This window comes from Streptomyces sp. 11-1-2 (genome assembly GCF_003595545.1).
GTDB classification, from domain to species: domain Bacteria; phylum Actinomycetota; class Actinomycetes; order Streptomycetales; family Streptomycetaceae; genus Streptomyces; species Streptomyces hygroscopicus_B.
This window is the reverse complement of sequence record NZ_CP022545.1, coordinates 7726601-7739073: the sequence shown is the minus strand read 5'-3', so window position 1 is coordinate 7739073 and position 12473 is coordinate 7726601. Positions and strand designations below refer to the sequence as shown.

General features: G+C 72.1%; 13 protein-coding genes and 1 pseudogene. 1 reads left to right on the top strand and 13 read right to left on the bottom strand.

What is annotated here, in order from left to right; translation table 11 throughout:
- Positions 1–53: 53 nt before the first annotated feature.
- Positions 54–1043 carry a 30S ribosomal protein S2 gene (gene rpsB, locus CGL27_RS33390; protein WP_119991638.1) on the bottom strand — a complete coding sequence of 330 codons (990 nt, stop codon included), beginning with the start codon at positions 1041–1043 and terminating at the stop codon, positions 54–56.
- Positions 1044–1357: 314 nt separating this feature from the next.
- Here rpsB and CGL27_RS33385 point away from each other — a divergent pair.
- Positions 1358–2044: pseudogene (locus CGL27_RS33385) on the top strand (M23 family metallopeptidase); the annotation flags it as partial.
- Between the two features lie 227 nt (positions 2045–2271).
- Here the strand turns inward: CGL27_RS33385 and CGL27_RS33380 are convergent.
- The 12 genes from CGL27_RS33380 to rplS all read right to left on the bottom strand — a co-directional run bounded on the left by CGL27_RS33380 (position 2272) and on the right by rplS (position 12409).
- Positions 2272–2811 (bottom strand): TetR/AcrR family transcriptional regulator, encoded by a 540-nt coding sequence (locus tag CGL27_RS33380; protein ID WP_078644001.1) that lies wholly within the window; start codon positions 2809–2811, stop codon positions 2272–2274.
- A 93-nt stretch (positions 2812–2904) separates the two neighbouring features.
- Entirely contained in the window at positions 2905–3738 is an 834-nt protein-coding gene (gene whiG / locus CGL27_RS33375; protein WP_014055202.1) for an RNA polymerase sigma factor WhiG, read from the bottom strand.
- A 129-nt stretch (positions 3739–3867) separates the two neighbouring features.
- Positions 3868–5271 (bottom strand): DNA-processing protein DprA, encoded by a 1404-nt coding sequence (dprA, locus tag CGL27_RS33370; protein WP_240450724.1) that lies wholly within the window; start codon positions 5269–5271, stop codon positions 3868–3870.
- Positions 5271–6893 (bottom strand): YifB family Mg chelatase-like AAA ATPase, encoded by a 1623-nt coding sequence (locus tag CGL27_RS33365; protein WP_078643999.1) that lies wholly within the window; start codon positions 6891–6893, stop codon positions 5271–5273. Before CGL27_RS33365 ends, dprA begins: the two co-directional genes overlap by 1 nt.
- Positions 6893–7252: a YraN family protein gene (locus CGL27_RS33360; RefSeq protein ID WP_078643998.1), complete on the bottom strand. Its 360-nt coding sequence runs from the start codon at positions 7250–7252 to the stop codon at positions 6893–6895. The genes CGL27_RS33365 and CGL27_RS33360 overlap by 1 nt, the downstream gene beginning before the upstream one ends.
- 93 nt (positions 7253–7345) lie before the next feature.
- Entirely contained in the window at positions 7346–7654 is a 309-nt protein-coding gene (locus CGL27_RS33355) for a DUF2469 domain-containing protein (protein WP_004944840.1), read from the bottom strand.
- Between the two features lie 39 nt (positions 7655–7693).
- Positions 7694–8224, bottom strand: a complete 531-nt coding sequence (locus tag CGL27_RS33350; RefSeq protein ID WP_078643996.1) for an NUDIX hydrolase — start codon at positions 8222–8224, stop codon at positions 7694–7696.
- A complete protein-coding gene (gene lepB, locus CGL27_RS33345; RefSeq protein ID WP_078643995.1) occupies positions 8217–8987 on the bottom strand; it encodes a signal peptidase I in 771 nt (256 codons plus the stop codon). Before lepB (CGL27_RS33345) ends, CGL27_RS33350 begins: the two co-directional genes overlap by 8 nt.
- A 96-nt stretch (positions 8988–9083) precedes the next feature.
- On the bottom strand, positions 9084–9920 hold the full coding sequence (gene lepB / locus CGL27_RS33340; RefSeq protein ID WP_078643993.1) for a signal peptidase I: 837 nt from the start codon (positions 9918–9920) through the stop codon (positions 9084–9086).
- 46 nt (positions 9921–9966) lie between these two features.
- Positions 9967–11157, bottom strand: a complete 1191-nt coding sequence (lepB, locus tag CGL27_RS33335; RefSeq protein ID WP_119991637.1) for a signal peptidase I — start codon at positions 11155–11157, stop codon at positions 9967–9969.
- Positions 11150–11986 (bottom strand): signal peptidase I, encoded by an 837-nt coding sequence (lepB, locus tag CGL27_RS33330; RefSeq protein WP_078643991.1) that lies wholly within the window; start codon positions 11984–11986, stop codon positions 11150–11152. Before lepB (CGL27_RS33330) ends, lepB (CGL27_RS33335) begins: the two co-directional genes overlap by 8 nt.
- A gap of 72 nt (positions 11987–12058) precedes the next feature.
- On the bottom strand, positions 12059–12409 hold the full coding sequence (rplS, locus tag CGL27_RS33325; RefSeq protein ID WP_014055193.1) for a 50S ribosomal protein L19: 351 nt from the start codon (positions 12407–12409) through the stop codon (positions 12059–12061).
- Positions 12410–12473 lie beyond the last annotated feature (64 nt).

Here is a 12473-nt window from a genome sequence, read left to right as displayed (position 1 = left end):
GCCATCGGCACCGTCCCCCGCCGTCATACACCGTCTGAGTGACGTCTGAGTGGTCAGCCCTGCTCGGTGCCCGCGGCGGGGGCCTCGGCAGGAGCGACGTCCTCGGCGGGCTTGGCGTCCTCAGCGGGCTTGTCCGCGGCGGCCTCGGCGGGCTTGTCCGCGGCGGCCTCGGCGGGCTTGTCCGCAGCATCCTCGGCGGGCTTGTCCGCAGCATCCTCGGCAGGCTTGGCGTCCTCGGCGGGCTTGGCCTCGGCCTCGTCGGCCTTCTTCTCGCCCTCGAGCAGGTCGCGCTCCCACTCGGCCAGCGGCTCGCCCGCGGCCTTGTCGGCCTTCTCGTCACCGGTGGCGACGCCGGAACGGGCGATGAGGCCCTCGGCGACGGCGTCGGCGATCACCCGGGTGAGCAGGGTGACGGAGCGGATCGCGTCGTCATTGCCCGGGATCTTGTAGTCGACCTCGTCCGGGTCGCAGTTGGTGTCGAGGATCGCGACGACCGGGATCCGGAGCTTGCGCGCCTCACCGACGGCGATGTGCTCCTTCTTGGTGTCGACGATCCAGACGGCGCTCGGCACCTTCTGCATCTCGCGGATACCGCCGAGGGTCTTCTCCAGCTTGGCCTTCTCGCGGGAGAGGACCAGGAGCTCCTTCTTGGTGAGGCCGGAGGCGGCCACATCCTCGAAGTCGATCTGCTCGAGCTCCTTCAGGCGCTGCAGGCGCTTGTAGACGGTCGAGAAGTTGGTGAGCATGCCGCCCAGCCAGCGCTGGTTGACGTACGGCATGCCGACGCGGGTCGCCTGCTCGGCGATGGCCTCCTGCGCCTGCTTCTTCGTGCCGACGAACATGATGGAGCCGCCGTGGGCGACGGTCTCCTTGACGAACTCGTAGGCGCGGTCGATGTACGACAGCGACTGGAGCAGGTCAATGATGTAGATGCCGTTGCGCTCGGTGAAGATGAAGCGCTTCATCTTCGGGTTCCAGCGGCGGGTCTGGTGCCCGAAGTGGACGCCGCTCTCCAGCAGCTCCCGCATCGTGACGACGGCCATGGCCGTACTCCTTGAGGTACTCGGTTCCACGGCGGCCGGGCGGCCGCCGCTCCTGACGTCCCGACGCGCCTGCCACGGACGAGGCCCTTTCGGGGGTCGTCCAAGGACCGAGGGGCGCGGCCACCGAGCTGACCGATGCGCGATCGGAGCGTCGGTGGCGGGGCGTGCGAAGTCGATCCGGTGACCCGGATCGCCATAAGAAGTGTACGGGACGGGCACGGTGCCGGGTGACGGCGTTATCCACAACCCGTGAGTAGTCCCCCGATTCCGTCCATGATCCACCCGTCTCGGGTCGCCGGGTCATCGTGGAGGACATGCGAAGGCTTGTGGTGGGGCGGGCTCTTGCCCTGGTGATTCTGGCGCTGCCGGTGCTGTCGATGCTGCCGGAGCCGACGGCGCCTCTTCCGGCGGTGCCTCTTTCGGCGGCGCGGGCCGCGGCGGCGGACCCGGGCGCGGCGCCGGGTCCGGACGGGGTGCCGAGTCCGGGCGGGGTGCCGGGACTGGGCGGGGTGCCGGGTCCGGACGGGGGGCCGGGTCCGGGCCGGATGCCGGATCCCGGCGGGGTATCGGCGACGGCCGTGGCGTCCCGTCCGGCTGAGGGCCCCGCGTCGAGGCCGAGGCCGGGCGGGGAGCGGTCGTGGCCGGTCGACGGTGTGCCCGGCGCGGTGCGGCCAGCCGTACTGAGGGGCTGGCAACCGCCTCCGGCTCCCTGGGCGGCGGGGCATCGCGGGGTCGATCTCGCGGCGCGCCCGGGCGAGCGGGTCAGGGCGGCGGGCGCGGGGCGGGTGAGCTTCATGGGTCCGGTCGCGGGCCGTGGGGTGCTGGTGATCGAGGTGTCCGGGACCGGCTCCCCTCCGCTGCGCACCACCTACGAACCGGTACGCGCCACGGTGGCCAAGGGTGAGCGGGTGGCCGCAGGGCAGGTGGTCGGCGTGGTGGCGCCGGGCCCCTTCCACTGCCGGTCCGGCTGTCTGCACTGGGGGCTGCGGCGCGCGGACCGCTATCTCGATCCCCTGTCGCTGCTGCCGCCGTCGATGCTGCGGGGCGGGCCCTCCCGGCTGCTTCCGGTGTTCGGGGTGCGCGACGCGCCGACGGTCTCCGCCCTTGCCTCCCCCTCCGGGGGCACCCGGCTGCCGGTGGCCGCGGCGCTGGTGGCGGCATCCCTCTGGGCCCGGATCCGCCTGGGCCGCGCCCCCGCACCCGGTGGAGCGGAAGGGACCGGCGGAGGTCAGCCCCGGACGCCGCGCAGGGCCATGGCGACGGCCGCCTCGGTAATCCGCTCGGGGTCCTCGGCCGCGCCGAGCTCGATGCGCCGGACCGCGGCGTCCACCACGCCCTGGAGCAGCACGGCCGAGAGCCGCGGCTGCTCATGCCCCAGGGTCGCGAGGGCCTCGACCACCATGGCGATCAGTCCGCCATGGGCGGCGCGGATCTTCTCCCGCGCGCCCGAGTCCAGCTCACCGGCGGAGATCGCCACGACCGCGCGGTGCCGGCGGTCGCCGACGAGCGCCAGCTGCCGACGCACATACGCCTCGATCTTCGCCTCCGGCCCGTCGGCCCGTTCCATGGCGGCCTCGACCTCGGCGGCCCAGACCGGGAAGTCGACGGCGCACAGCTCCTCGACCACGGCGGCGCGGGAGCGGAAGTACTCATAGACGGAGGACCGGGCGAGTCCCGTGCGCTCGGCGAGGGCGGGGAAGGTCAGCGCCTCCGTGCCGCCCTCGGACAGCAGGGTGCGGGCGGCCTCCAGCAGGGCCGCGCGCTGCATCGTTCGGTGCTCGGCCACTGAGGCCGCTCGAATCCTGGGCACCCGACCACTCTACGGAAGAGGCCACCGGAAGGGCGATGCCGGAGGGACGATTCAGCGGCCGACGTCGGCGAGTTTCGCCCGCAGCTGGAGCACCGATTTGGTGTGAATCTGGCTGACCCTGCTCTCGGTGACGCCGAGCACCTGGCCGATCTCGGCGAGCGTGAGCCCCTCGTAGTAGTAGAGCGTGACCACGGTCTTCTCCCGCTCCGGGAGGGTGTTGATCGCTCGGGCGAGCAGCCTGCGCAGCTCCCGGTCCTCGGCCACCTCGACCGGGTTGTCCGCGGCGGTGTCCTCGAGGGTGTCCATGAGGCTGAGCCGGTCGCCGCCCTCGCCGCCGACATGCAGCAGCTCCTCCAGAGCGACCACATTGGCGAGCGACAACTGGCTGAAAACGCCGTGCAGTTCCTCGATGCTGATGTCCATCTCGGCCGCCACCTCGGCCTCCGAGGGGGTGCGGCGCAGCTGGGCCTCCAGCGTGGCGTACGCCCGCTCCACGGCCCGGGCCTTCTGACGGACCGACCGCGGGATCCAGTCCAGTGCCCGCAGTTCGTCGATCATCGCGCCGCGGATCCGGGTGATCGCGTAGGTCTCGAACTTGATGGCGCGCTCGGGGTCGAACTTCTCGATGGCGTCGATGAGTCCGAAGACCCCGGACGAGACGAAGTCCGCCTGCTCGACGTTGGAGGGCAACCCGACGCTGACCCGGCCGGCCACATATTTCACCAGCGGTGAGTAGTGCAGGATCAGCTGCTCCCGCAGCCGGCCGTCGCCCGTGGTCTTGTACGACCGCCACAGCTCGTCGAGCGATGAGGGCGCGGCAGGGCGCACCGCGCCGCGAGCCGCGGGCGGCGCCGCGCTATCAGACCCGGAGATGTGCTGGGGCATTCGTCGCCTTGAGCCGTTCTGCCATGACATGGGTGAGGACGTACGCTTCCGCCGGAAACCTTGTGAGCGTAGCGTGACTGCGGCGTCGCGGTATGCGAAGGGCTTCGGCTCGGCGGTGTGCGGATACGGTCATCGCCTCAACCCTTTCACCCGATTGCCCCGATTCGGGGGATCGCCTCGCCGTGCGCCATCGCTCGGGCTCACGGGACGGACCAACTCCCATCGATCGCCATGACGTTCGACAAAGCCCAGGGCGAGCAGTTCATGGAGCCGGCCCAGGGCCTCGTCGCAGCCGGTCCCGGATTCCCGGGCCACCTCCCGCAGGTCGTTGCCGCCTCGTGCCGACAACGCTTCCAGCACCCGTGCCGTCACGGGATCGAGAAGGTCTCGCTCGACCAGCGGGCCTCGCCGCTCCGGGGCGAGGTCTCCGATGCCGCCGATGAGCTCGGCCACTTCGGCGGCATCGGTGACCAGGACCGCCTCACCGCGCAGCAGTTCATGCACCCCGGCGGACAGCCCGCTGGTCACCGGACCCGGCACCCCCATGGTGGACCGCCCGAGCTGTTGTGCCCGGCGCGCGGTGACCAGCGATCCGCTGCGGAACTGGGCCTCGACCACGACCGTGCCTCGGGTGAGCGCGGCGATGACCCGGTTGCGGAGCACGAATCTGGGGCGCGTCGGATGCGCACCGGGCGGCAACTCGGCCAGTACCAGACCCTGTTCCGCGATGCGCTCGATCAACTCGGCATGCCCTCGCGGATAGGGGACGTCCACACCCGAGGCGAGCACCGCGATGGTGGCCCCGCCCGCGGCTAGCGTCCCTCGGTGAGCCGCGCCGTCCACGCCATGGGCCGCACCGGAGACGACCACCCAGCCCCGCTCGGCCAGCCCGGCGCCGAGCGTCGCCGCGACATGCGCGCCGTAGTCACTGCAGGCCCGCGCTCCCACCACAGCGACCGAGCGCAGCGCCCACATCCGCAAGCCGGCCGGGCCGCGCACCCATAACCCGACCGGGCGAGCGTCCCCGAGATCGTCGAGCTGACCGGGCCAGTCCAGATCCCCGGGGCAGATGAACCGCCCTCCGCGCCGGTCGATCAGCGCGAGGTCGGCGGCCGGGTCCAGCCCGGCCGCCCGCAGCGCGCATCCGGCCAGCCGGTCCCCGGTCGCCCCGGGCGGGGGCTTGCCCTTCCCGGTGAGCGCCCGCCACAGCGCCACCGGCCCCATGCGACGCAGCCAGCGCCCCACCGCATGGTCCCCGGGCTCCACGAGCCGGGTGAGCGCCGCCCGCGCCAGCCGCTCCTCGTCCGGGACGCCGTGCCCCTCGGGGAGCCCCTGCGCCCCGTCCGGGGCACCGTGCCCCGCGTCCACGGCCCCGTGCTCCTCGCCCGAGACGCCGTGCCCCGCGTCCGGGACACCCTGCCCTCCCTCGTCCAGGGCTCTCCGCGCCCCATCCGGGGCGCCCTGTCCCTGCCAGGGCTCGGCGAACAGGGCGGGGACGGCGGCGCCGCGGCCACCCGCCAAAGGAGCGGACATCAGCACTCCCCCGCCGCGACCGGCACCCCGCGGCTAAGCCCGGTGCGTAACTGCAGCGCCTGGGCGATGTCCGGCGCCGCGGGCCGGTCGTGCCCGGCCAGGTCGGCGACGGTCCAGGCAACCCTCAGCACCCGGTCGAGCCCTCGGGCGGTGAGCAACCCGCGCTCCATATCGCGCTCGGCCTCGCGCAGCGCACCGGGGAACGGCTGCCAGCGGGTGCGCAGCTCATGGCCCGGCACCTCGCTGTTCAGCCGCCAGGGGGTGTCCTGGAGGCGGGCGGCGGCCCGCTCCCGGGCCTCCCGGACCCGGGCCGCGACGGAAGCGCTGTCCTCCGCCCCGGCACGCGCCCCGGTGAGCTCGGCCCTGCTCACCGCTTCGACATGGACACGCAGGTCCACCCGGTCCAGCAGCGGCCCCGACAGCCTCGCCTGGTAGCGGCGGACCGTGGTGGGCGAGCACTCGCAGACATCGCCCACCAGCCCATAGCGCCCGCAGGGGCAGGGGTTGGCCGCCAGCATCAGCAGGAAACGCGCCGGCATCCGCATCATCCCGGCCGACCGGGCCACCACCACATGCCCCGACTCCAGGGGCTGCCGCAGGGCGTCCAGCGCCTTCCCGCTGAACTCGGGAGCCTCGTCCAGAAAGAGCACTCCGCGGTGGGCGAGCGAGACCGCGCCGGGTCTGGGCAGGCCGTTTCCCCCGCCGACGAGCGCGGCCATGGTGGCCGAGTGATGCGGGGCGCAGTACGGCGGGCTCTCCACCAGCGGCTGGCCCGGCGGGAGGACCCCGGCGACCGAATGGACCGCGGTGACCTCCAGGGCCTCCTGCTGGGTGAGCGGCGGCAGCAGCCCCGGCAGCCGCTCGGCCAGCATGGTCTTCCCGGCGCCCGGAGGCCCGCTGAGGAAGAGGTGGTGCCCGCCCGCGGCCGCTACCTCCAGGGCGGTGCGCGCGGCCCGCTGCCCGGCGACCTCGGCCATATCGGGCCGCCCCGCGCCGGTCCCGGGCACGGCGGCGACACCGGTGCCCATACCGGCGCCGGGCACGGTGAGCCCCGCCAGCATCGGATCGGGGCGGCCCAGCTCCTGTGTCTCCTCCTCCTCGGGCACCGGCTCGTCCGTCAGCACCGCGATCAGCTGGCGCAGGCTCCGCACGCCCAGCACCGAGACGCCCGGCACCAGGGCCGCCTCCGCCGCCGTCTGCTCGGGAACCACGACCTGGCGGTACCCCGCCTCGGAGGCGGCGAGCACGGCGGGCAGCACCCCGCGGACCGGCCGGACCCGGCCGTCCAGGCCCAGCTCCCCGATCATCATCAGATCGGCGATCTCACGCGGATCCACACGCTCGGCCGCGCCGAGCACCGCACAGGCCACGGCCAGGTCGAAGCCGCTGCCGCCCTTGGGGACGGATGCCGGGCTGAGCCCGACCGTGAGCTTCTTCTGCGGCCATTCGCCGCCGGAATTGACGACGGCCGCGCGGACCCGGTCCCGGCTCTCCACCAGGCTCTTGTCGGGCAGCCCGACAAGGGTGAAGGCGGCCACTCCCGGCTCCAGATCGGCCTGGACCTCGACCACGACGCCCTCGACCCCGACCAGCGCCACCGAGCAGGTGCGGGCGAACCCCATCAGGCCACCCCTCGCACATGCTCGACCACGGGCGCGCCCCGGCGGGGCAGCACCACCGCCACCACGTCGATCCGCACACCGCCCGGCGGCGGGCCGCCGTGCCGCTCCAGCCAGCACTCCGCCAGCCGCCGAAGCCGCTCGGTCTTGTCCGGTCCGACAGCCGCCATCGGATGCTCGTAGCCACCCTCGCGGCGCGTCTTGACCTCGCACACCACCAGCGCACCGGCATCGAGCGCGACAATGTCGATCTCGCCGTCCCGGCACCGCCAATTGCGCTCCAGGACGGTCATCCCGGCTTCCGCCAGCCTGCGGACCGCCACATCCTCGCCGTAGCGGCCCAGCGCTCCTCGGGCGTTCATTCGGCACCACCTCCGGCACCGACTGTGACGCCCCCGCACCCCGCTCAGGGATCTTGGAGAATTCCTGTGGACGGACGCCCGGCTGTGGACAACTCAGCCACTCGGAAGGTCGAGGTCGCTCTTGTTCAGCTCCTCGATATTCACGTCCTTGAACGTGAGAACCCGTACCTGCTTCACGAAACGGGCCGGGCGGTACATGTCCCAGACCCAGGCGTCGGCCATCGACACCTCGAAAAAGACCTCACCCTGGACCGAGTGCACCTGCATCTCGTAGTCGTTGGTGAGATAGAAGCGGCGTTCGGTCTCGATCACATATTTGAACAGACCGACGACATCGCGGTACTCCCGGTAGAGCTTCAGCTCCATCTCGGTCTCGTACTTCTCGAGGTCCTCGGCGCTCATGGCATGTTCCCCTTCAGCCGTGCGTCCCCCCATTGTGCGTCAGACGCGCTCAGTCTCCAGGATCACCGGTGCACCCGGGGGTCCCTCGACGAGCAGCGTACGCAACAGCTCCGCCAGCCGTGTCGGGTACACCGGCTCGGTGGCCGTGGCCAGCTCATCCGCCGTCCACCACCGCAGCCCGGCCACACTGCGCCGCTCCAGCTCCGTCAGCCCGCCGCCGGCCCGTGCCGTGGTCTGTTGGGTACGACACAGGTAGTACCACTCGTCCTGGTCCCAGCGCCGCCCGGCGAATGGGAAGGAGCAGATCCGCTGCCACAGCAGCGGGCCGAGGCGCACATCGGTGATCCCGGTCTCCTCCGCGAGCTCCCTGAGCGCCGCCTGCTCACGGCTCTCCTCGCCCTCCAGGCCGCCTCCCGGGGTGAACCACCACGTCGACGAGGGATCGTCCGGTTCGAAGCCGTGCAGCAGCAGGATGCGGTCCTGCGGATCCAGCAGCACCACCCGGGCGACCTTCCGCAGCCGCCGCTCGTCCGCGCCGGTCGGCCCGGCTCCGTCGGCCCCCTCAGCCACGCGCGGCCACCTTTCCCTTCGCCGCCTGGTCCCGCCGTGCGCCGCCGCCCGCCCTGCGCCGGACGACGGGCCCGTAGGCCGCTCCCCCCAGGATCAGCACGGCGCCGGTGACGACCGCGATCAGGATCGGCCCCAGCGGCCCCGGCTGCGAGATCCCGCCCGGCAGCGCCTTGAAGGCGTCGGGCCGCCCCACGGTCCCCCAGGCCCCCAGCGGCCAGGCCGTGGCGTCCACCCGGGCGTCCACCGCGCCCCGCTCCACGGCGCCGCCCGCCTCGTCGGTGAGATGCACTCGTGAGTCGAGGGAGTCGCTGCGGTGGTCGCCCATCAGGAACAGCCGGTCCTTGGGCACGGTGGTGGAGAAGACCGTCGAGGACGCCTGCTCCCCCGAGCTCAGATACGGTTCCTCGAAGACCTTGCCGTTGACCCGCAGCCGGCCCTGCTTGTCACAGCACTCGATCCGGTCGCCGCCGACCCCGATGACCCGCTTCACCATGGGCAGATCGCCCCACACCTGGTCGCGGAAGACCACCACATCGCCGCGGCGCACCTCGCCGCCGTCGACCCGCTGCGCCAGCACCCGGGCGCCCTTGGCAATCGTCGGCGCCATGGAGTCGGTCGGGACGGTGTACGGCTTGTAGAGCACCGCGCCCCAGACGAAGCCTCCGAGGAACAGCACACACCCGAGGGCCACCGCCACCCCGGACAGCACGCTGCCCGGGGTGCGCCGCGATGTGCCGCCCCCGACCCCTTGGGCTCCGCTCATTCCAGTGCTCCCGCCGTACGCAACAGACGTAGAAGATCAGGTTCCGTGTGCCCTGGGGCACACGGGACCGCACCTTACCCGGCGGTACGAGCCCCGTCAGCAGTCGGCGGTCAGCCGATCCGGCCGGACCTCGGCCTCGGCCCGGACCTTGGCGATCAGCCTGCGGCGGCGCCACAGCACGATCGGCAGCGCACCCGCGAGCCCCACGGCCGAGGGGGCCATCGCGGCGGCCGCGCCCAGACCCGGCTGGTCGAAGGTGCCCGGCACCGGCAGGGTGGACCAGCGGTCGATCGGCCAGGCGACGACGAACGCGCGCCCGACGACATCGTCCACCGAGACCGTGCCGTTGTTCAGGTTCTGGTGGTAGCGGGAGTCCAGCGAGTCCTGGCGGTGGTCGCCCATCACCCAGATCCGGCCCTCGGGCACCTTGATCGGGCCGAACGGCTTCTCGTCACAGGGGGTGTTCCCGGGGAAGATGTACGGCTCGTCCAGCGGCTTGCCGTTGACCACGACCTTGCCGCCGCGCTTGCAGGAGACGGTGTCCCCGCCGACCGCGATGACCCGCTTGATCAGGTCCTTCTCCTCCGCCGAAGGCATCAGCCCGATAAAGCTGAGCGCCTTCTGGATACCCTCGGCGACCGGGCCGGAGTCAGTCGTCTGCGTCTCGCCGAGCCAGCCGCCCGGGTCATGGAAGACGACCACCTCGCCGCGCTCCGGCTCGGAGCCGAACCACGGGGTGAGCTTGTCCACCAGCACCCGGTCGCCCCGCTGCAGGGTGTTCTGCATGGAGTCGGACGGGATGGAGAACGCCTGCACCAGGAAGGTCTTGATCAGCAGCGCCAGAGCCAGCGCGATGATGACCAGGATCGGCAGCTCCTTCCAGAAGGAGCGCACCTTCTTCGGCTTCCCGAGCTTCCCGGGCCCGCCGGGCATCCCGGGGCCCGGCTCCGCCGGTGCCCCGTCCTCGGACCCGGACGGGTCAGTGGCGCCGGGTCCGTCCGGGGGGCCGGAGGGATCCTGCCCGCCATCGGCTCCGTGTGGGTCGGACGCCCTGGGGCGGCCGGCCGCCTTGTCCGTGGGTACACCGGCTTCGGGCGCCTCGTCCGTCCCGTCCGTGGGGTGCTCTCCCGTCGTCCCGGGCTGCCTCTCGGGCTCTTCGTGACCGGATCGTGCGCCGACCGCCAAATCCCCCACATCCACTCCTCACGCCTGACTGCCGCCTGCCCCACGAATGGCGCAGGATCACCACTCCCATAACGAGCGGGAGTTCCGCAGGGGTCGGGAGCTGGACCATTCCTTGCTGATCCATGGGGGACAGCCTATGCGCCGCGCCCTGGGCCTGTGTCGCCCCACTCGGCGCGTCCTTGACGGAAGCGTAGGTGTCCGGCTCCTCGAGCCGCCGCATATGCCCGAACGGCCATGCGATCACCACGGCGCGGCCGACCACCATGTTGTCCGGGACCGTGCCCTGATAGGGCTCGTCGAGATGGACACGGGAGTCCGCCGAGTTGGACCGGTGATCGCCCATGACGAACATCCGCCCCTGAGGGACGGTCACCTTGAACTGCCGCTGCGACGGCGGGTTCCCGGGGTGCAGATACGGCTCGTTCAGCGGGGTCCCGTTGACGGTGACCTTACCGTTCGTATCGCAGCACGCCACCGTGTCGCCGCCCACCGCGACCACCCGCTTGATCAGGTCCTGCTCGTCGGAGGACGGCAGCAGGCCGATGAAGGTCAGGAACTCCTTGCCCTGCTTGATGACCGGCGGGTCGTCCTTGGGGGGCTTGCGCTCGTCCTCCAGCCAGCCCCCGGGGTCCTTGAACACCACCACATCGCCGCGCTCCGGCTTCGAGCCGAACCACGGGGTGAACTTGTCCACCAGCACCCGGTCGCCGATCCGGATGGTCTGCTCCATCGAACCGGACGGAATGACGAACGCCTGCACCAGGAAGGTCTTCAGGACGAGCGCGATCACCAGCGCCACGCCCACCAGGATGGGTATCTCCTTGACGGCCGAACGGCGCCGCCTGCGCTTGATACGGCGCTGGATCCTGCGCCGCTCCGCGCGCCCGCCCACCCGGCGCTCGCCCGGCGCACGGGTGGCGTCCACACCGGCGGGCGGACCCGCCACCTGGCGCGCCTTGGCACGAGGCCGCCCGCGGCTACCCATGGGCACCACCGGGGGCATCGGAGGGTATGGCGCCGGGCGCCGCGGGCACGCCCGCGAAGGCGTCCGTGCGGGGCACACCGGACCAGCGGCCGAACGGCCAGGCGATCCATGCGGCGCGGCCGATCACCTTGTCGACGGGGACCGTGCCCCCGCCCGGCGCGCCCAGATAGTCGCGTGAGTCCCGGGAGGCGTCGCGGTGGTCGCCCATGACCCACAGCCGCCCCTCGGGCACGACGATGTCGAAGGGCACCCGCGAGGGGCTGTCCCCGGGGTGCAGATAGTGCTCGTCCACCGGCCGGCCGTTCACCTCGATCCTCCCCCGCTTGTCGCAGCAGGTGACCCGGTCACCACCGATGCCCACCACGCGCTTGACGTAGTCGGACTCGGCCGGTTCGGCCAGCCCGACCGCCGCGGCGGCCTTGCGCAGCAGACCGGTCACCGGGTTTCCGGACGGCTCCTCCTCACCGAAGGAACCGGCTCCGTCGAACACGACAACGTCGCCGCGGCGCGGATCGTCCCCGAAACGGTAGGCGAGCTTGTTCACCAGTACCCGGTCCCCGGGACGGAGGGTGTTCTCCATCGAACCGCTGGGGATCAGGAACGGCTGCAGCACAAAGCCGCTCACCAGCAGCACGAGCGCGGCGCAGGCCGCCGCGAGCAGCGCCCCGCGCCGCCATCGCCCGCCGCCGGTCAGCCATCGCGGCAGCCGCCCGGCGGACGAGGGCTCCGCGGCCCGCGCCGGAGCATGCGAAGAGCGCGACCGCCCCTCGCGCTCCTTCTCGGAGCCCCGGGAGCGGTCGCGCTCCGCGAGCTGTCCTTCGGTGTTCATCGGGCCAGAGCCTATCCGGCCCGGCCGGATGATCCGGCGGTAGCTCAGTAGTCGCGCAAAATCGCCGCGATCTCAGTTGTCGCGCTTCTCCTTGATCTTGGCGGCCTTGCCGCGGAGGTCGCGCAGGTAGTACAGCTTCGCCCGGCGCACATCACCGCGGGTGACGACCTCGATCTTCTCGACGATCGGGGTGTGCACCGGGAAGGTGCGCTCCACGCCGACGCTGAAGCTCACCTTGCGGACGGTGAAGGTCTCGCGGACACCGGAGCCCTGGCGGCGGATGACGACGCCCTTGAACTGCTGGACACGGGAGCGGTTGCCCTCGATGACGCGGACGTGGACGTTGACCGTGTCGCCGGGGCGGAAGGTCGGGATGTCGCTGCGCAGCGACGCGGAGTCGACGGTGTCGAGCAGGTGAGACATGATCGTCTGCTTTCCTCGCTGATGCCACAGGTCATCAGCGGCATATCGGATGATGATTCGGAGT